Source organism: Bradyrhizobium sp. 27S5 (assembly GCF_037217225.1).
Classification (GTDB): domain Bacteria; phylum Pseudomonadota; class Alphaproteobacteria; order Rhizobiales; family Xanthobacteraceae; genus Bradyrhizobium; species Bradyrhizobium septentrionale.
The window spans coordinates 6,232,125-6,249,473 of the sequence record NZ_CP147714.1 but is presented as its reverse complement, the minus strand read 5'-3'; the positions used below and the strand labels follow the sequence as shown (position 1 = coordinate 6,249,473).

Sequence of the window (17,349 nt, the reverse complement as noted above, 5' to 3'; positions counted from 1 at the left end):
GGCGAAGCGTCCGTTCGAGAGGAGACCGCGTGATGAGAATTGCCGGATACCGTCCTGTTCTGCTCGCGCTTGCAGGCTTCATTGCCTGTCTGGCCGGGCGCGACATCGCGCACGCGCAGGTCAATGATCAGGGCGAACTCTCCATCGAGCTGATCGATGCCAAAGTGCTGCGCATCTGCGCCGATCCACGCAACCTGCCGTTCTCGAACGAAAAGGGCGAGGGCTTTGAGAACAAGCTCGGCGAGCTGCTTGCCGAAAAACTGCAGAAGAAGCTCGACTACATGTTCTTTCCGCAGGCGACCGGCTTCGTGCGGATGACGCTCGCGGCGCATCGCTGCGACGTGATCATGGGATTTCCACAAGGCGATGACCTCGCGCAAGGCACCAATCCCTACTATCGCACGGCCTATGCGATCGTCGCCAAGCCTGGCAGCGGGCTCGACGAGGTCACGACGCTCGAGGACGCGCGGCTAAAGGGCAAGCATATCGGTATCGTTGCGGGAACGCCGCCCGCCACCAACATGGCCATCAACGGTCTGATGAGCAACGCCAAGCCCTATCCGCTGATGATCGACACGCGCTACGATTCGTCGGCCGAGGCCATGATGAACGATCTCGCCAAGGGTGAGATCGACGCCGGCATCCTGTGGGGACCGATGGCGGGCTATTACGCCAAGAAGGCGAACCCGCCGCTGCATATCACGCCGCTGGTCAAGGAGACCACGGGACCGAAGCTTGTCTATCGCATCGGCATGGGCGTGCGTGGGTCCGATCAGAACTGGAAGCGGCAGCTCAATCGCCTGATCCAGGAGAACCAGCCGGCGATCAACAAGATCCTGCTCGATTACGGCGTTCCGTTGCTCGACGAGAACGACCGTCCGATCGGGCCGGAGACCGCAACCAAGTCGCCATGATCAGGTTTGCGGCCATGCTTGCGGTGATGTTGGTCGCCGCTTCGCCTGTCCGCGCGCAGGACCATCCCGCAGAACCCGAGGGCTATCGCACCGAGGACTATCGCGCGCCGGTGCCGACAACGCTTGCCGGCGCACAGGTGCTCACGACCGCGGAAGCGGAAGCGATCTGGCGCGAGAAATCCGGCGCCTTCGTCGACGTGCTGCCGCGCGCGCCGAAGCCGAATCTGCCCGCCGGCACGGTGTGGCGCGAGCGGCCGCATCAGAATATCCCCGGCAGCATCTGGCTGCCCGACACCGGCTACGGCAGGCTCGCCGCGCCGACGGAAACGTATCTGCGACGCGCACTGACCCGCGCCTCCGGCGACGACAAGGCGAGACTGCTGGTGATCTACTGCCAGGAGAATTGCTGGATGTCGTGGAATGCCGCCAAGCGCGTGCTGTCTTACGGCTACCGCAACGTGGCGTGGTATCCGGATGGAACCGACGGGTGGGGGCGCGCCAAACTGCCGCTGGCGGATGCGGAGCCCGAGCCGCGCGACGGCGAGCAATGAGCCCGCCCTCACGCGGTTTGCGAGCTACTTCTGCTTGTCGAGCTTGCCGATCGTCTTGCCTCCGTCGCCGTCCGCGGTGGTGAACGTCACCTTGTCGCCAGCGTGAAGCTCCTCCAGCGACTGTCCCTTGGGTACCTTGTATTCCTGGATCGCGCCGCCAGCCGCGCCGACGGTACCGCTCTGTGTCTGCTGGATCGAAATGGTTCCGCTTAATCGGTCAATCTTGGTGACCATTCCCGACATGGGTTGCTGGGCCAAAGCCGCTGACGTGACCAGACTCGCGGCCGCAAGGCCGGTCATGACGATCTTGGCTGCTCTCATCGAGGCCTCCCAACTTCAGATCTAGTAGGAGACAACGAGCGGAGCGCGCAGTTTGTTCCGGATCGGCGCCGCGCCCCGGGAGATATGTCAACGACCGCCGGGGCGATCGGTCGCAGGGCTCAATCCAGCTCCTGCTGAATAATCCGACCCAGCGCGAACAGGCGCTGGTCGATGGTGGTCGGCACCTCGCAGACGAATCGCACCACGCGTCCACGGTCCTCGAAAATCCGCGTCTCCCAGACCAGCTGATTGCCGAGCTCATCGACCTTGGCCTGATCCGGCGGTGTGGCGTCCTGCAGTGCCTGCAGCGCGAGCGTATCGGCGCGAATCTTTTCCGCGGCCTCCCGCTGCTTGCGCATCACGCGTTCGAGCCCGTTCATCACCGAGGCCCGCTGCCCGTTGAGCGTGTTGAACAGGCCCGCGAACAGCAGCTTTCCCGCATTGGCCTTGTCGGCCGCGGCGGCCGACAGGAACTCGGTGATCTCTTTCTGCGCGTCCTCCAGCGGAATGCGGCGTGCCGCGAGCTTGGCCGCGAGTGCGCTGATCTTCGGATCGTCCTTCCATTTGGTCTCGGCATCGCCCAGCGGCGGCCCGGCCCAGACGGCGGCGAGCGAGATCTCGGGCACCTTGGCCTGTGCGCAAGGCCAGTCCGGATAGCGCGGGTCCGCGGCGGATGCGGCCTGGTTCGACAGAACCATCGCGCACAGCGCGCCCAGTCCGATTCGCAGACCTCTCATGCCTCGCCTCCGCCGGGTCCGCGGCGCACCAGGCCGCGCGAGGGATCGTAAGCCACGATCGCGCCGATCATGAACACCACCGTGCAGCCGCCGACCACCGCGAGCGAAACCCAGTTCATCTTGCCATACAGCGCGAACCGGATCAGCTCCACCGCATGGGTGAACGGATTGCACTGGCAGACATAATACAGCATCGGGCTGCCTTCCTGCACGCGCCACAGCGGGTAGAGCGCCGACGATGCAAAGAACATCGGGAAGATCACAAAGTTCATCACGCCGGCGAAATTCTCCAGCTGCTTGATGCTGGCCGAGATCAGCATGCCCAATGCGCCGAGCATCAGGCCCGACAGCACCAGCGCCGGAAGCACAGTGAGATAGCCGATCGTCGGCGGCGCGATATCCCAGAACCACGCAATGACGAGGAAAGCGTAGACCTGCAGCAGCGAGACCGCCGTGCCGGCGAGCAGCTTGCAGAACAGGAGGTAGCCGCGCGGCAGCGGGCTGACCAGCAGCGTGCGCATGTTGCCCATCTCGCGGTCATAGACCATCGACAGCGAGGATTGCATGCCGTTGAAGAGCTGGATCATCGCCATCAGGCCGGGCGCGATATAGACCTCGTAGAGGATGTAGGTCTCATAGGGCGGGATGATCGAGATGCCGAGCACCTGACGGAAGCCGGCGGCGAAGATGAACAGCCAGACCAGCGGCCTGACCAGCGCCGAGACGAAGCGCTCGCGCTGATGTAGGAAACGCAGCGCCTCGCGCCACACTATGCCGTTCAGGCAGACGATGTATTCGGACAGCGAGAAGCCGCTTCGCTCGGGCGTCACCGTCGTACTGCTCATGACGGCGGTCTCCCCGAAAGTGTGGCCGTTCCGGTCAGGCGCATGAACGCGGTGTTGACGTCCTGGGCGCCGGCCTCCGCGATCACGCGCGACACCGGGCCGTGCGCCAGCATCCTGCCCTGATGCAGCACGACGAGGTCGTCGTTCGGCATGATCTCGTCGAACAGATGGGTTGCCCAGAGCACGCCGATGCCTTGTTCGGTGACGAGCTGCCGGACATGGTCGAGAATGTCGGCGCGCGCCTTGACGTCGAGCCCGACGGTGGCCTCGTCCAGCAGCAACAGCTTGGGACGGTGCAGCAGCGCGCGGGCGATCTCGAGCCGCCGCATCTGGCCGCCCGAGAGGTCGCGCACCTTGCTGCCGGCGCGGTCGGCAAGGCCGATGCGGCCGAGCACCTCGGCGCTGCGCATCCGCGCCTCGCGCCGCGAGATGCCGTGCAGCGCGGCGTGATAGAGCAGGTTCTGCGTCAGCGAGAGATCGAGATCGAGCGTGCGCGGCTGGAACACGACGCCCATCAGCCGCAGCGCTTCACCGGGCGTCCGACTGATGTCGTGGCCGAAGATCTTGATCTGGCCGTTCTGGATGCCGAACAGCCGCGTCACCAGCGAGAACAGCGTGCTCTTGCCGGCGCCATTGAGGCCCAGCAGCGCGGTGAAACTCGCCGGTGCGACCGTGAAACTGACATCGATCAGGGCGCGCCGCGGCCCGTAGCTGTGGCTGACATTGCCGATCGACAGTGCCGGCTGCACGGCCGCTTCTGCTCCGGGGGCTGAGTCCGGCGAGGGCTGGCTCGCGATATGGGCGTCGGTTGCGGTCATGGCTGCGCGATCGTGATCCCCCAGGGCAGTTCGCCGACCTGAATGGTCTTGATCACCTTCTGGGCCGCGACGTCGATCACCGAGACATCGTTCGAGACGCCGTTGGTGACCAGCAGATATTTTTCGTCCGGGGTGAAGTCCATGTGCCAGACCCGTTGGCCGACCAGGAGATATTTGATCACCTTGTGGCTGGTGGCATCGACCACCGCGACGCGGTTGGCAGGGCCAAGTGCGATGAACGCCGTCTTGTCATCCTTGGTCATGCCGATGCCGACCGGCTGGATCGCCTCGCTCCGCAGGCCCGGAATCTCGAAGGTGATCTTGCCCGTCACCTCGTGCTTGACGGGATCGACGATCGACACCGTCCCGCCGATCTCGGACGATACCCACAACTCAGAGCTGTTGTGCTTGAACTGGGCAAAGCGCGGCCGCGAATCGACCAGCACATTGGCGACGATCTGGCGCGTCGCCGTGTCGATGAAATGCGCCATGTTGGTGGTTTCGGAGGTGTTGATCAGGATCTTGCCGTCCGGGCTGATCGTCATGCCCTCGGGCTCGACGCCGACCTGGATGTCGCCGATCCGGGCGCGTTTCTCGAGATCGATCACGGTGACCGTGTTGTCGTTCTCGTTGGCGACATACATGGTCTTGCCGGCGGCATCCTGGGCGAACAGTTCAGGGTCGGGGCCGGAGGGCAGGGTGTCGACGATCTCCTGGGTCTTGGTGTCGATCACCTGGATCGTGTCGTCATCGCCGACCGCGACCATCACGAATTTGCCGTCGCGTGAGAACTCGATGCCGCGTGGCCGCTGGCCGACCTTGATGGTTTTTGTCACGGTCCAGCTCGTGGTGTCGATCACCGTGACCGTGTTGCCCTTTTCGTTGGAGACATAGGCAACAAAAGCGGATGCCGGCGCCGCGGCAAGCCAAATCAGCATCCCGGTCAACAGACAGCGGCGCCACATAAGTTGGTTCTCCTTCACTGCAGCTTGCACTTCGTTTCAGGCCGGTCAACACCGAGCGTGTCGAGTTCGGAGACCTGATGTAGGAAACCTTCCTGCGGCGAGACCGAGACCACCATACGACCATCGGCCAGCAGGATCGGCTGGCGCAGCTGCAGATTCCAGTTTCGCAGGGTCAATCGCGTGCCCTTGAAGGCGGCGATCGAGAAATCCGGACCCTTGAGGAAGGCGATGACCTTCTTGGGGTCCCCCGAATTGGTGCGCGATGTGGCCTCCCCGATCATGCGCGCGGCGGTCCATGCCTGCATGTCGATCGCCGTCATGCGGCGCATGTTCAGCTTGATGAAGCGGTTCTGAATCTGGACGGCGCCCCATTGATCATGCGCCGCGTCCCAGCTGGTCGGCACCAGGCCGGCCGAGCCCGCCACCGGCCGCGGGTCCCAGGTCCGGTAAGGCAGATAGTTCGCGAACACCTCGCTCTCGTCGGCCGCGACCAGCACGTCGTAAGCCGGCGCCTGCTGCGTGAACACCGGCATCTGGCGCTGGATCAGCGTGACGCCAGAGTCGGTGCGGCGTGCCCCGCCGGTGTCCTCGAATGTCCGTTCCTGGACGATCTTGGCGCCGAAACGCGTGGCGGCACGGCGCAGCGCGTCGGCATAGAGCTTGTCCTGATCGTGCGATCCGACCACCAGAAGCCAGCGCTTCCACTGCTTCCACACCAGGTACTGGCCAAGTGCGTCGGCCAGCATCGAGCGGGTCGGGGCGACATGGATGACGTTGCCGCGGCAGTCCTGCTCGCGCAGCCGATCGTCGATCGCGCCTGCATTCAGCAGCACGGTGCCGCGCTCGCGTAGCGCATCAGCGACCTTGAGCAGGGCATTGGCGGGCAGATCGGTGATGATGTAGTCGTTGCGGCCGGCGAGATCGGTCGCGACCTTGGCGACGTCGTCGCTGTCCTTGACCTTGACCTCGTCGAGCACGAAGCGCTGGTTGAGGAATTTTCCGGTCGTATTGTTGTCCTCGATCGCAAGCCGTGCGCCGGCGATGCCGTCATTATCGGCCGGCTGGTCGAGCAGCGAGAGCGTCGATTTGACGCCGGCGTGGCCGAGATAGCCGATATGGACCTCGACGGGATCAGCCGCCAGCGCTCCGGTCGTCATCATGCTGAGCGCGATCGTGCCGATCAGCCATCGGAACATAACTCCTCCCGCAGTCTTTCTTCACCGGGCATGGCGTTGTCGGACCATGCGTTGACGTGCAAGATGACCGAATTGGCCTAGCTTGCAACCCCGCTTTTTGTCGTTGCGAGGTTACAAATTCGATTGGTTCACAATCATGAGATCAACGTTCGCCTTCGTCGTCTCATTGCTGGTGATGTCTGCGGCGGCCGCGCGCGCCGAGCCGCCCAGGCTCGCGGTGTTCGACCTCGAGATGATCGACACCAGCCTGCAAGGCGAGGTCAACGGGCCGCGGACTGACGAGCAGGCGCGGCTGCTCCGGACCGGTGACCAGGTGCGCAAGGAGCTCGCGGAATCAGGTAGGTTCCGGGTGCTCGACATCTCGCCTGTCAATGCTGCGGCACACGGCAGCAATCTTCAGGCCTGCGGCGGGTGCGATGTGAAGCTGGCCGGCGAGCTGGGCGCCGATCTCGTGATGACAGGCGTGGTGCAGAAGGTCTCCAACCTGATCCTCAACATCAATCTCTATCTGCGCGACGTGCATAGCGGGCAATTGCTAGCCGCGGCGAGCGCCGACATGCGCGGCAATACCGACGAATCCTGGTCGCGCGCCACCAATTACCTCGTCCGCAACCGCCTGCTCGCGCCGAATTACGGCGCGCCGCAGGCACGGTAGCTCGCGCGCACGGATTTTTCCCCGTCATCCTGAGGAGCGCGTAGCGCGTCTCGAAGGATGAACGGCCCACCTACAGCCGCGCGGAGAAAGTCGGGGCCGTCGACCCTTCGAGACGCCGCTTCGCGGCTCCTCCAGCGACAACGGCAAAGCCGTTGCGCGGGGGTGACGGAGATGGACCGGCGTTGTCCTAAGTGATGATCACGCCTTCAGCCGCGCGGCGTGCCAGCGCAGATGATCGGCCATGAAGGTCGAGATGAAGTAGTAGCTGTGGTCGTAGCCCGGTTGACGCCGCAGAGTGAGGGGAATGTTGGCCTTCTCGCATGCGGCTTTCAGCAGCTCCGGCCGCAGCTGCTCGGTGAGAAACCCGTCGGCATCGCCGTAATCGACCAGCAGATCGGAGAAGCGGGCGCCGTCCTCGATCAGCGCCACCGCATCGTGCTTTCGCCACGCCTGCTTGTTGCTGCCGAGATAGCCGCCGAGCGCCTTGTTGCCCCATGGCACCTGCGACGGCGCCACGATCGGCGCAAACGCGCTCGCCGCGCGATAGCGATCCGGATAGCGCAGCGCCACCGTCAGCGCGCCATGGCCGCCCATCGAGTGACCGAGGATCGATTGCCGCGTCGTGTCGACCGGAAAATGCTCGGCGATCAGCTTTGGCAATTCCTCGGTGACGTAGCTCCACATCCGGTAATTGGTGGCGAACGGCTGCTCCGTCGCATCGACATAGAAGCCCGCGCCGAGGCCGAAATCGTAAGCATTGGCGGGATCGCCGGGGACGCCTTCGCCGCGCGGGCTGGTGTCGGGCGCAACGAAGATCAGGCCGAGTTCGGCGCATGCCTGGCGGAATTCACCCTTCTCGGTGACGTTGGCGTGCGTGCAGGTCAGGCCCGACAGGTAGGTGACCACAGGCAGTTTGGCGCCGGCCGCATGCTCCGGGACGAACACCGAGAAGGTCATGTCGGTCCTGGTCTCGCGGCCTGGATGCCGGTACACGCCCTGCGTGCCGCCATGCGACTTGTTCTGGGAAACCGTCTGCATTGTCGTATTCCTCTGGGTTGGAGTGCTGCGTCAGGCGACGCCGCTCTCGATCGCGAGCCGCACGAGCTCTGCCGAGGTGCGCACGCCAAGCTTCTGGCGCATGATCGATGACGTGTTCGCGACCGTCTTGTATGACGAATGCACCAGCCAGGCGATCTCCGACAGGCTCTTGCCGGAACTGAGCAGGCGCAGGATCTCCATCTCGCGCGAGGTCAGCTTGGAGAGCGGATTCTGCGCAAAGCCCGGCCGCGCAAAGGCGACATTGCGTGCGATCGCGGGCGGCAAATAGACGCCGCCATTGCCGACCTCGCGCACCGCCTCCACCAGGTCGTTGGGATCGCCGGTCTTCGAGACGTAGCCCTTGGCGCCGATATCGATGGCGCGGGCGGCGAACACCGGGTCGTCGTTCATGCTGAACATGATGAGGCGCGCGGATGCATCGTGCGACAGGATGCGGCGCGCCAGCTCGAAGCCGGAGACCGTCGGCAGGTTGATGTCGATCACGCAGAGATCGGGCTTTTCAGCGACGAAAGCCCGTTCGCCGCTCTCGGCATCCGCGGCTTCCAGCAGGATGATCTCGGGATCGTCGGCGAACACGGTGCGACAACCCGAGGCGACGATGGGATGATCATCAACAATCAGAATGCGCATGGCGTTGTTCCGCGGCCTTCCTTGGCTCACTCATCATCACATCGGTTTGCACCAGGACACGTCGGTTCCGGCCGCTTGTGCACCTCGCGCGAGATTGCGATAGGCTGCGATTAGATAGCCGGGCAAATTTGGCTGTCAACGATCCTCTCGGAGGAGGGATCGCGGGTCGGGGGCAACGTCATGTGGCAAAAGCTATCCTTGCGCGCACGGATCAACCTGCTGCTGGCGCTGATATTGGCGCTTGGACTGGGCATCAATATTGCGCGGCTCGTACTGGAAGCCGGGCCGCGTGTCCAGGCCGAGGACCAGAGCGTGATCCGGCTGGCGCGCGAGTTTGTCGCGACGATCGTGGCCGGTCTCGACGAGGCGCCGGACCCCGATGCGCGGCTCGATCAGATCGTCGAGGATTTGAGCCGGCTGCGCCATGTCAGCATCTCGCGGCAGGATGACGCGACCGCAAAGCCGGCGGAGCGGGCGGAGGAGGCCGGCGATCCGCGCGCCCCGCCCGAGTGGTTCGTGGCGCTGGTGCATCCCGAGCAGACCTCGGTGCGGGTGCCGATCTCGGTTCACGGCAAGCCGCAATCGCTGGTCATCACCTCGCATCCGGATGATGAAATGGCCGAGATCTGGGACGGCATCGTCACCCAGCTCGAGGTCGGCTCCGCGATTGCGGTGGCGCTGCTTCTCGTCACGATGCTGGTGGTCGGCCGTGCGCTTGCGCCGCTGGAGGCCCTGTCGCAGGCCATGACCGGCATCGAGGCCGGGGATTATGATGCGCGCGTCGAGCCCGGCGGATCGCCGGAATTGGCGGCAATCTGTGCCAAACTGAATCATTTGGCGGCGACCCTTGGCGAAGCCGTGGACAGCAAGCGGCAGCTGGCCGAACGCGCGGTGTCGCTGCAGGATTCCGAGCGCAAGGAGATCGCGCGCGAACTGCATGATGAGTTCGGGCCGTATTTGTTTGCGCTGCGCGCGCATGCCGCCGCGCTGAACCGGCTGTCGGAGGTCGAAAAGCCCGATCCCTCGGCGCTGCGCAAGCACGGCAATGCCATCCTCGAGCAGGTCAATGCGCTCCAGCAGTTCACCCGCCGCATCCTGGAGCGCTTGCGGCCGGTCGGACTGGCCGAGCTCGGGCTTGCGGAAGCGCTTGGCGCGCTGGTGCGGATGTGGGGTGAGTCGCACCCCGAGGTGGAGATCGAGAGCTGCATTTCGCCCGATCTCGGCGAGACCGGCGAGATGGCCGATTTGACGATCTATCGCATCGTCCAGGAGGCGCTCACCAATGTGTTCCGCCACGCCGGCGCAACTGAAGTCGACATCATGATCGAGCCTGCGGAGCGGCAGGCAGGCCCGCGCGGCAGCCGTGGCTGCGCGCTGGTGCGGGTTCGCGACAACGGCCGCGGTATGCTCGGGGATCACCGGCTTGGGCGCGGTTTATCCGGCATGCGGGAGCGAATCCTCGCGCTTGGAGGCACGCTCAATATCACTTCAGGCGATGACGGCGTGACGGTCGAGGCGCTGGTGCCGAAGGCCGCACCGTCCTAGGGGGCGGATCGCGGCAAGTATGCGAAGGCGGCCCAGACAAGCGCCAGTGCGCCGGCGATCCAGAGCACGATGATCGCGGTCATGCCGGCCCGGCTGGTCGGGCGCTGCAATATGGTGCTGGCCTTGGCGCGGCATTCCGCCATCACCTCGTCGGGAACGAGCGCGATCGCAAGCCGGATGCCGAGCGGCAGCAGGATCAGGTCGTCGAGATAGCCGATGACAGGGATGAAATCCGGAATCAAATCGATCGGCGACAGTGCGTAGGCGGCCACCGCGACCGTAACGGCCTTGGCGTACCAGGGCACGCGCGGATCACGCGCTGCGAGATACAGCGCGACGCTGTCCCGTTTGAGGTTTCGCGCCCAGGTTTTGAGTGAATGCTTGATCGAGGAAAGTTTGGTCGCGGACAGCATGGCGTGACGCCTGCACGCCAGGCGGAAACGCTATTCCAGCACCACGTCGGCCGGCATGCCGCCGTGCAGGCCCTTGTGGACGGAGGAGGGCGCGATGCCAAAATACTTCCGGAACACGCGGCTGAAATGCGAGGAGCTCGAGAAGCCCCAGGAGAACGCGACATCGGTGATGGTCTTGCCGTTCTGTGATTCCAGCTCCTGCCGGCAATTCTGCAGCCGGGCCTTCCAGATGTAATCACTGACCGTCATGCCGCGATCGCTGAACAGCATGTGCAGATAGCGCTTCGAGCAGCCGAGCGCCGCGGAAATGCGGTCGATGCAGAGATCGGGATCGCGCAGATGCTCGCGGATGAAGCCCTGGGCCCGCACGTAGGTCGCCTCCGCGCTGCCGCGGTCGAACATGGCGCCGGTCTCGCGCAGCGGCAGCAGCAGCAGGTCGATCAGCGCATCGGCGACGCCGACCGCGTTGACCGGGGTCAGCGTCGGGGCCTCGCCGAACGCGGCATGAACGAAATCATAGGCGATGCGGCCGGTGCCGTTGCGCGCCGACAGCTTGCACGGCGCCATCTTGGAGAGCTGGAAGCCGCGCTCCTTCAGCAGGTCCTTCGGCACGATGACAACCTCGTGACGGGTCAGGGACGGGCTGATGATCGTATGCGGGCAGGACACATCGTAGGCGAAGCAGTCGCCCGGCATGATGTCGAAGTGCAGGCCGTCCTGCTCGAAATGCGAGACGCCATGGGTCTGGAACACGATCTTGATGTAGGGGTGCTCGCTCAGCTTGATGCGCGAGATGGTGTGCGCGATCCGGTGCTGGCTTGCCTCGATCTGGCACAGCTTCAATCGCGAGACCGTCGTGAAATTGATCCGGCCCTCGAGCGAAGATCCCTCGAGCGCATCGACGTCGAACTGACCGCAGAGGTCAGTGAGCGCATCCGACCAGCGCTGGATCTGACGCTTGGGCGTCAAACCGTTCGTGCTGAGTGAATGGACTGTATCGGTCATCTTTCCAGCCACCGATTCGATCCCCAACGTGACTGCTCACCGAGCTTAGGTCTGGCCCGGGATGATGCGCCTTCTCCCTGATTCTGAACAGCTTAGGGAGGCGGCGGGATTTCTTCCCGGTTAATGTCGGGTGATCCTCCGACTTAGTTCTGGGCGCGTCAAGCGCAACCTTGGGCCGCTTCCATCTGACGCTGGAACGGCACCGAGGGCGTTTGATGCCCTGCAACATGAGGCGGCCTTTCCTGCCAATTGGGGGCCCGGCCGCAAAAATCTGACAAAGCTTCGCTTCTGAGCAAACGGCGCTTCGCTGCTGGGCAAGTCAGTGGGGTTCGATCGGACTACGACTGAGCAACCAAAATGGAAGAAGTGGGGCCGTTTCGGCGGAAACCCTTGAGCTCTTGAACCCTGGGAGGAAATCCACGATGCGCAAGTTGCTTTACGCGACCAGCCTTGGCGCCATGGCGGTGTTCGCCGCCGGAGCTGCCAATGCCAATGAAGAACTCAGCAAGATGTCGCAGAACCCGAAAGACTGGGTAATGCCGGCTGGCGACTACGCCAATACGCGCTATTCGAAGCTGAATCAGATCAACGCTTCGAATGTCGGAAAGTTGCAGGTCGCCTGGACGTTTTCGACCGGCGTGCTGCGCGGCCACGAGGGCGGTCCGCTGATCATCGGCAACATGATGTACGTCCACACGCCGTTCCCAAACAAGGTCTATGCTCTTGACCTTTCGCAGGACAACAAGATCGTCTGGAAGTATGAGCCGAAGCAGGATCCGAACGTCATTCCGGTGATGTGCTGCGACACGGTCAACCGCGGCGTTGCCTATGGCGACGGCAAGATCTTCCTGCACCAGGCCGACACCACGCTGGTGGCGCTCGATGCCAAGACCGGCAAGGTGGAATGGACAGTGAAGAACGGCGATCCCAGCAAGGGCTCGACCGGCACCTCCGCGCCGCTGGTGGTCAAGGACAAGGTTCTGCTCGGCATCTCCGGTGGCGAATTCGGTGTCCAGGCTCATGTGACCGCCTACGACATCAAGACCGGCAAGCAGGTCTGGCGTGGCTTCTCGGAAGGTCCGGATGACCAGATCCTGGTCGACGACAAGACCACCGAGCTCGGCAAGCCGGTCGGCAAGGACTCGAGCCTGAAGACGTGGCAAGGCGATCAGTGGAAGATCGGCGGCGGCGCGACCTGGGGCTGGATCTCCTACGATCCCGAACTGAACCTCGTCTACTACGGGTCGGGCAACCCCTCGACCTGGAATCCGAAGCAGCGTCCCGGTGACAACAAGTGGTCGATGACGATCTGGGCACGCAACCCGGATACCGGCGTCGCCAAGTGGGTTTACCAGATGACGCCCCATGACGAATGGGACTATGACGGCATCAACGAGATGATCCTCTCGGATCAATCGATCAACGGCACCCCGCGCAAGCTCTTGACGCATTTCGATCGTAACGGCCTCGGCTATACGCTCGATCGCGCCACCGGTGAACTGCTGGTCGCCGAGAAGTACGATCCGAAGGTGAACTGGACCTCCGGCGTCGACATGAACAAGAGCTCGCCGACCTATGGTCGCCCGAAGGTTCTTGACGCAGCGTCGACCGACAAGGCCGGCGAGGACGTCAACGTGAAGGGCATCTGCCCGGCGGCGCTCGGTTCGAAGGACGAGCAGCCGGCAGCCTACTCGCCGGACACCCAGCTGTTCTACGTGCCGACCAACCACGTCTGCATGGACTACGAGCCGTTCAAGGTGAGCTACACCGCAGGTCAGCCCTATGTCGGCGCGACGCTGTCGATGTATCCGCCTCCCGGTGAAACCCACATGGGCAACTTCATCGCCTGGGACGGCAAGACCGGCAAGATCGTGTGGTCGAACAAGGAGCAGTTCTCGGTCTGGTCGGGTGCGCTCGCGACCGCCGGCGGCGTGGTGTTCTACGGCACGCTGGAAGGCTACCTGAAGGCAGTCGACGCCAAGACGGGCAAGGAACTCTACAAGTTCAAGACCCCGTCCGGCATCATCGGCAACGTCACCACCTATGAGAACGGCGGCAAGCAGTACATCGCCATTCTTTCGGGTGTTGGCGGTTGGGCGGGCATCGGCCTCGCGGCCGGTCTGACCGATCCGACGGCCGGTCTCGGTGCGGTCGGTGGCTATGCCGCGCTGAGCAACTACACCGCGCTCGGCGGAACGCTCACCGTGTTCTCGCTGCCGCAGCAGTGAGCTGAGCAAGCTCGTTCCGGCGCATGGAGCGATCTCCATGCGCCGGACCGTCTTCAATCTGCACGCGAGGATATGCTTTTGCGTAAGATCTGGTTTGTGAGTGCCGCGATCTTTGTCGTGGCAATGGGTGGAGTTGCCTCCGCCGAGGACGCGGGTGATCCGACCGCCGTCAAGTCCGAGGACGGCAAGTATCTCGACAAGGATGGAGACCCGACGTTCAAGGTGGCGCCCGACGGCACGGTGGACTGGTACACCTACTCCGGATACCGCCGCTATCATTCGGAGTGCCACGTCTGCCACGGACCCGATGGCATGGGCTCGACCTACGCGCCGGCGTTGAAGGATTCGCTGAAGACCATGAGTTATGCCGACTTCATGGGCGTGGTCGCGAGCGGCCGCAAGAATGTCTCTACGGCGCAGGAGAACGTGATGCCGGCATTCGGCGATAACCCGAACGTTGCCTGCTACATGGACGACCTCTATGTGTACCTGCGCGCCCGCGCCAATGATGCGACCGGGCGTGTTCGGCCGGCCAAGCACGAAGACAAATCGGAAGCCTACACCAAGGCGGAAGACGCCTGCATGGGCAACAAGAAGTGAGCGTGTCCGGCGCGAACGGCAACCTGTTTAATATTTGTTGGAGACCAAGATGAAGACCCGCGCCGCAGTCGCATTCGAAGCAAAGAAGCCGCTTGAGATCGTCGAGCTCGACCTGGAAGGCCCCAAGGCCGGCGAGGTCCTTGTCGAGATCAAGGCGACGGGCATCTGTCACACCGATGCCTACACGCTCGACGGCTTCGACAGCGAAGGCATCTTTCCGTCGGTCCTCGGGCACGAAGGCGCCGGCATCGTTCGCGAGGTCGGCGCCGGCGTGACGTCGGTGAAGCCGGGCGATCACGTGATCCCGCTCTACACGCCCGAGTGCCGGCAGTGCAAAAGCTGTCTCAGCCAGAAGACCAATCTCTGCACCGCGATCCGCGCCACCCAGGGCAAGGGCGTGATGCCCGACGGCACCTCGCGCTTCAGCTACAAGGGCAAGCCGGTTTTCCACTACATGGGCTGCTCGACCTTCTCGAACTTCACCGTGCTGCCCGAGATCGCGGTGGCCAAGATTCGCGAGGACGCGCCGTTCGACAAGAGCTGCTACATCGGCTGCGGCGTCACCACCGGCGTCGGTGCGGTGGTGAACACCGCCAAGGTGACGCCAGGCTCGAACGTCGTCGTGTTCGGCCTCGGCGGCATCGGCCTCAACGTGATCCAGGGCGCCAAGATGGTCGGCGCCGACAAGATCATCGGCGTCGACATCAACGACTCCAAGGACAATTGGGGCCGCCAGTTCGGCATGACGCATTTCGTCAACCCGACCAAGGTCTCCGGCGACATCGTCCAGCACCTGGTTGGCCTGACCGACGGCGGCGCCGACTACACCTTCGACTGCACCGGCAACACCAACGTGATGCGCCAGGCGCTGGAAGCCTGCCACCGCGGCTGGGGCGTCTCGGTGGTGATCGGCGTCGCGGAATCCGGCAAGGAAATCGCGACCCGGCCGTTCCAGCTCGTCACCGGACGGGTCTGGAAGGGCACCGCCTTCGGCGGCGCGCGCGGTCGTACCGACGTGCCGAAGATCGTCGACTGGTACATGAACGGAAAGATCCAGATCGATCCGATGATCACCCACGTGCTGAAGCTCGAGGAGATCAACAAGGGCTTCGACCTCATGCACGAGGGCAAGTCGATCCGTTCGGTCGTCGTGTTCTAAAAATCAAAACACCAAGCACTAGGAGGATAGGTCAATGACTGTTCATATCCACCCGTCAATCGACAACGGCGTCAAGCAAGGCTCCGGCAGTTTCGCCGGCGGCACGCTTGTCTGCAAATGCGCGGACAAGAAGGTCAAGGTCGGGGTCAAGGGCGACGTCGCCCATAACCACGCCTGCGGCTGCACCAAATGCTGGAAGCCTTCGGGCGCCACCTTCTCGGTGGTCGCGGTGGTGCCGCGCGAGAACGTCACCGTGCTGGAAAACGGCGACAAGCTGAAGATCGTCGATACGGCGGCGGTGATTCAGCGCCACGCCTGCTCGGGCTGCGGCACTCACATGTACGGCCGGATCGAGAACAAGGGCCATCCGTTCTACGGCCTCGACTTCGTCCACCCCGAGCTGTTCCAGGAGTCCGGCTCGGCGGCTCCGGGATTTGCCGCTTTCGTCTCGTCGGTGATCGAGTCCGGCGTCAAGCCGGCCGATATGGCCGGGATCCGGTCGCGGCTGAAGGAGCTTGGGCTCGAGCCCTATGATTGCCTGTCGCCGCCGCTGATGGACGCAATCGCCACCCACGTGGCGAACTCCAAGGCGGCTTAAGGCAGCCTAATCTCAAGGCAGCCTAGTGGAGGCGGCCTGAACGGTCGGGCCTGACGAGATCCTGCGCCGGCAGAGGGCTGCCGGTGTTGGGTATGCTGGTAGTACCCGTGACCTTGAACCTTGCATGCCCTGCGGGCGACCACAGGGCATGCATTTTATTTTCCACCTTGCCCTCGCGCTTTCCCCGATCCTGGTCCTTTCGCACGCCCACGCGGCGTCGCCGGAAGACCGCTACATTGCCGCGCGTGACGCCGCGATCGCCAAATTCGCCAAGCAGGCGAATGACGGCAAGACCGGCGAGGCCGTCGACAAGGCCGAGGCGGCGGCGCGCGACGAGCTGAAGACGCAGCTCACCGCAATCCTGTCCGAGCCCGCCCGGCCGGGCTTTGCGCCCGCCCAGCTCAACCTCGACACTCTCTATAAGGGCGATATGGGGTTCGGCATGCTGGACGGCCTGCGCTTCGATGCCGACAAGGGCAGGGACGGCGGCAAGATCGGCGAGCAGCGCCCCGACGGGAGCTTCGTCGAGCCGAAGGCCCATATCATCGTCACCACCGAAGCCCTGTTCACCCGCTGGCTGCACGAGCACAAGACCTGGTGGGACAAGGGCAGCAAGAACGTGCCGCAACAGATCGAAGCGGCTCTGAAGTTCGAAGGCCTCTACACCCAGGCGATCTCGACCGATGCCGCGGTGATCAACTTCGACCAACTGCCGGTCGCCAAGCCGTCGTCGGCCACCCTGACATACGGCTTCCTGGCCGGCCGCACCCAGGATTCGACCCCCGAGGCCGCCGACGAGGTGTTCGTCGCGGCGCTTGCCAACGGCAAGTTCTACATCGCCTATGGCGAGATCGCGCCTGCCGTGCAGGTGCCGGCCTGCGCGACCATTCGTGCCGACTACAACAAGAAGGCCGACGCGGCGGCCGAGAAGCTCGATCGCAAAGAGATCACGAAGAAGGCCTATGACAAGCTCGGCGATTTGCGCCAACAGGGCGACGACGCCTTCAAGCGCTGCTTCGTTCAGCACGCGCCAGAGCAACCGGCATTCGCAGAGGCCACCAAACAGGCCCAGGCGCTGCTGCAGACCGCGATCGGCAGGTAATTTGACCG

Annotated in this window: 19 protein-coding genes; 9 read left to right on the top strand and 10 right to left on the bottom strand. The window is 63.8% G+C overall.

Annotated elements, in window-relative coordinates; translation table 11 throughout:
- Positions 1–32 precede the first annotated feature (32 nt).
- Both WDM24_RS29600 and WDM24_RS29595 read left to right on the top strand, forming a co-directional pair.
- Positions 33–914, top strand: a complete 882-nt coding sequence (locus WDM24_RS29600; RefSeq protein ID WP_166305378.1) for a substrate-binding domain-containing protein — start codon at positions 33–35, stop codon at positions 912–914.
- A complete protein-coding gene (locus WDM24_RS29595; RefSeq protein ID WP_338828285.1) occupies positions 911–1,465 on the top strand; it encodes a PQQ-dependent catabolism-associated CXXCW motif protein in 555 nt (184 codons plus the stop codon). Before WDM24_RS29600 ends, WDM24_RS29595 begins: the two co-directional genes overlap by 4 nt.
- A gap of 24 nt (positions 1,466–1,489) precedes the next feature.
- On the opposite strand, the gene WDM24_RS29590 is transcribed toward WDM24_RS29595, so the two are convergent.
- From WDM24_RS29590 to WDM24_RS29565, 6 genes are all read right to left on the bottom strand, one after another.
- On the bottom strand, positions 1,490–1,786 hold the full coding sequence (locus WDM24_RS29590; protein ID WP_166305384.1) for a copper-binding protein: 297 nt from the start codon (positions 1,784–1,786) through the stop codon (positions 1,490–1,492).
- Between the two features lie 119 nt (positions 1,787–1,905).
- The gene (locus WDM24_RS29585; protein WP_338828284.1) at positions 1,906–2,523 is read right to left on the bottom strand and encodes a hypothetical protein; all 618 of its coding nucleotides are present in this window, start codon (positions 2,521–2,523) and stop codon (positions 1,906–1,908) included.
- Positions 2,520–3,368 carry an ABC transporter permease gene (locus WDM24_RS29580; RefSeq protein WP_338691074.1) on the bottom strand — a complete coding sequence of 283 codons (849 nt, stop codon included), beginning with the start codon at positions 3,366–3,368 and terminating at the stop codon, positions 2,520–2,522. Before WDM24_RS29580 ends, WDM24_RS29585 begins: the two co-directional genes overlap by 4 nt.
- A complete protein-coding gene (locus WDM24_RS29575) occupies positions 3,365–4,186 on the bottom strand; it encodes an ABC transporter ATP-binding protein (RefSeq protein ID WP_224741771.1) in 822 nt (273 codons plus the stop codon). The genes WDM24_RS29580 and WDM24_RS29575 overlap by 4 nt, the downstream gene beginning before the upstream one ends.
- Positions 4,183–5,151, bottom strand: a complete 969-nt coding sequence (locus WDM24_RS29570; protein WP_338691073.1) for a YVTN family beta-propeller repeat protein — start codon at positions 5,149–5,151, stop codon at positions 4,183–4,185. The genes WDM24_RS29575 and WDM24_RS29570 overlap by 4 nt, the downstream gene beginning before the upstream one ends.
- Before the next feature lie 14 nt (positions 5,152–5,165).
- The gene (locus WDM24_RS29565; RefSeq protein WP_338828283.1) at positions 5,166–6,347 is read right to left on the bottom strand and encodes an ABC transporter substrate-binding protein; all 1,182 of its coding nucleotides are present in this window, start codon (positions 6,345–6,347) and stop codon (positions 5,166–5,168) included.
- A gap of 175 nt (positions 6,348–6,522) precedes the next feature.
- Between WDM24_RS29565 and WDM24_RS29560 the strand changes: the two genes are divergently transcribed.
- Positions 6,523–7,002: a DUF3280 domain-containing protein gene (locus WDM24_RS29560; RefSeq protein WP_338832465.1), complete on the top strand. Its 480-nt coding sequence runs from the start codon at positions 6,523–6,525 to the stop codon at positions 7,000–7,002.
- Positions 7,003–7,200: 198 nt separating this feature from the next.
- Here WDM24_RS29560 and fghA read toward each other — a convergent pair whose 3' ends face one another.
- Both fghA and WDM24_RS29550 read right to left on the bottom strand, forming a co-directional pair.
- Positions 7,201–8,040, bottom strand: a complete 840-nt coding sequence (gene fghA, locus WDM24_RS29555; RefSeq protein ID WP_166305399.1) for an S-formylglutathione hydrolase — start codon at positions 8,038–8,040, stop codon at positions 7,201–7,203.
- 30 nt (positions 8,041–8,070) lie between these two features.
- Entirely contained in the window at positions 8,071–8,691 is a 621-nt protein-coding gene (locus tag WDM24_RS29550) for a response regulator transcription factor (RefSeq protein ID WP_338828282.1), read from the bottom strand.
- A 180-nt stretch (positions 8,692–8,871) separates the two neighbouring features.
- Between WDM24_RS29550 and WDM24_RS29545 the strand changes: the two genes are divergently transcribed.
- Positions 8,872–10,236: a histidine kinase gene (locus tag WDM24_RS29545; protein WP_338828281.1), complete on the top strand. Its 1,365-nt coding sequence runs from the start codon at positions 8,872–8,874 to the stop codon at positions 10,234–10,236.
- Here WDM24_RS29545 and WDM24_RS29540 read toward each other — a convergent pair.
- Positions 10,233–10,649 carry a YkvA family protein gene (locus WDM24_RS29540; protein ID WP_166305408.1) on the bottom strand — a complete coding sequence of 139 codons (417 nt, stop codon included), beginning with the start codon at positions 10,647–10,649 and terminating at the stop codon, positions 10,233–10,235. The genes WDM24_RS29545 and WDM24_RS29540 overlap by 4 nt on opposite strands.
- A 30-nt stretch (positions 10,650–10,679) precedes the next feature.
- Positions 10,680–11,654 carry a helix-turn-helix domain-containing protein gene (locus WDM24_RS29535; protein ID WP_029080049.1) on the bottom strand — a complete coding sequence of 325 codons (975 nt, stop codon included), beginning with the start codon at positions 11,652–11,654 and terminating at the stop codon, positions 10,680–10,682.
- A 422-nt stretch (positions 11,655–12,076) separates the two neighbouring features.
- On the opposite strand from WDM24_RS29535, the gene xoxF5 reads away from it, so the two are divergent.
- From xoxF5 to WDM24_RS29510, 5 genes are all read left to right on the top strand, one after another.
- On the top strand, positions 12,077–13,882 hold the full coding sequence (xoxF5, locus tag WDM24_RS29530) for a lanthanide-dependent methanol dehydrogenase XoxF5 (protein ID WP_166305411.1): 1,806 nt from the start codon (positions 12,077–12,079) through the stop codon (positions 13,880–13,882).
- A 123-nt stretch (positions 13,883–14,005) separates the two neighbouring features.
- Positions 14,006–14,482 carry a c-type cytochrome, methanol metabolism-related gene (locus tag WDM24_RS29525; protein WP_035976611.1) on the top strand — a complete coding sequence of 159 codons (477 nt, stop codon included), beginning with the start codon at positions 14,006–14,008 and terminating at the stop codon, positions 14,480–14,482.
- Between the two features lie 49 nt (positions 14,483–14,531).
- A complete protein-coding gene (locus WDM24_RS29520) occupies positions 14,532–15,641 on the top strand; it encodes an S-(hydroxymethyl)glutathione dehydrogenase/class III alcohol dehydrogenase (RefSeq protein ID WP_029080046.1) in 1,110 nt (369 codons plus the stop codon).
- Between the two features lie 34 nt (positions 15,642–15,675).
- Positions 15,676–16,239, top strand: a complete 564-nt coding sequence (gene gfa, locus WDM24_RS29515) for an S-(hydroxymethyl)glutathione synthase (protein WP_166305414.1) — start codon at positions 15,676–15,678, stop codon at positions 16,237–16,239.
- 148 nt (positions 16,240–16,387) lie between these two features.
- Entirely contained in the window at positions 16,388–17,341 is a 954-nt protein-coding gene (locus WDM24_RS29510; RefSeq protein WP_338828280.1) for a hypothetical protein, read from the top strand.
- Positions 17,342–17,349 lie beyond the last annotated feature (8 nt).

Excerpts from the sequence above, each read along its gene's own strand:
- WDM24_RS29600 (WP_166305378.1), top strand. The coding sequence starts at position 33 with ATGAGAATTGCCGGATACCGTCCTGTTCTGCTCGCGCTTGCAGGCTTC.
- WDM24_RS29595 (WP_338828285.1), top strand. The coding sequence starts at position 911 with ATGATCAGGTTTGCGGCCATGCTTGCGGTGATGTTGGTCGCCGCTTCG.
- WDM24_RS29590 (WP_166305384.1), bottom strand. The coding sequence starts at position 1,786 with ATGAGAGCAGCCAAGATCGTCATGACCGGCCTTGCGGCCGCGAGTCTG.
- WDM24_RS29585 (WP_338828284.1), bottom strand. The coding sequence starts at position 2,523 with ATGAGAGGTCTGCGAATCGGACTGGGCGCGCTGTGCGCGATGGTTCTG.
- WDM24_RS29580 (WP_338691074.1), bottom strand. The coding sequence starts at position 3,368 with ATGAGCAGTACGACGGTGACGCCCGAGCGAAGCGGCTTCTCGCTGTCC.
- WDM24_RS29575 (WP_224741771.1), bottom strand. The coding sequence starts at position 4,186 with ATGACCGCAACCGACGCCCATATCGCGAGCCAGCCCTCGCCGGACTCA.
- WDM24_RS29570 (WP_338691073.1), bottom strand. The coding sequence starts at position 5,151 with ATGTGGCGCCGCTGTCTGTTGACCGGGATGCTGATTTGGCTTGCCGCG.
- WDM24_RS29565 (WP_338828283.1), bottom strand. The coding sequence starts at position 6,347 with ATGTTCCGATGGCTGATCGGCACGATCGCGCTCAGCATGATGACGACC.
- WDM24_RS29560 (WP_338832465.1), top strand. The coding sequence starts at position 6,523 with ATGTCTGCGGCGGCCGCGCGCGCCGAGCCGCCCAGGCTCGCGGTGTTC.
- fghA (WP_166305399.1), bottom strand. The coding sequence starts at position 8,040 with ATGCAGACGGTTTCCCAGAACAAGTCGCATGGCGGCACGCAGGGCGTG.
- WDM24_RS29550 (WP_338828282.1), bottom strand. The coding sequence starts at position 8,691 with ATGCGCATTCTGATTGTTGATGATCATCCCATCGTCGCCTCGGGTTGT.
- WDM24_RS29545 (WP_338828281.1), top strand. The coding sequence starts at position 8,872 with ATGTGGCAAAAGCTATCCTTGCGCGCACGGATCAACCTGCTGCTGGCG.
- WDM24_RS29540 (WP_166305408.1), bottom strand. The coding sequence starts at position 10,649 with ATGCTGTCCGCGACCAAACTTTCCTCGATCAAGCATTCACTCAAAACC.
- WDM24_RS29535 (WP_029080049.1), bottom strand. The coding sequence starts at position 11,654 with ATGACCGATACAGTCCATTCACTCAGCACGAACGGTTTGACGCCCAAG.
- xoxF5 (WP_166305411.1), top strand. The coding sequence starts at position 12,077 with ATGCGCAAGTTGCTTTACGCGACCAGCCTTGGCGCCATGGCGGTGTTC.
- WDM24_RS29525 (WP_035976611.1), top strand. The coding sequence starts at position 14,006 with ATGGGTGGAGTTGCCTCCGCCGAGGACGCGGGTGATCCGACCGCCGTC.
- WDM24_RS29520 (WP_029080046.1), top strand. The coding sequence starts at position 14,532 with ATGAAGACCCGCGCCGCAGTCGCATTCGAAGCAAAGAAGCCGCTTGAG.
- gfa (WP_166305414.1), top strand. The coding sequence starts at position 15,676 with ATGACTGTTCATATCCACCCGTCAATCGACAACGGCGTCAAGCAAGGC.
- WDM24_RS29510 (WP_338828280.1), top strand. The coding sequence starts at position 16,388 with ATGCATTTTATTTTCCACCTTGCCCTCGCGCTTTCCCCGATCCTGGTC.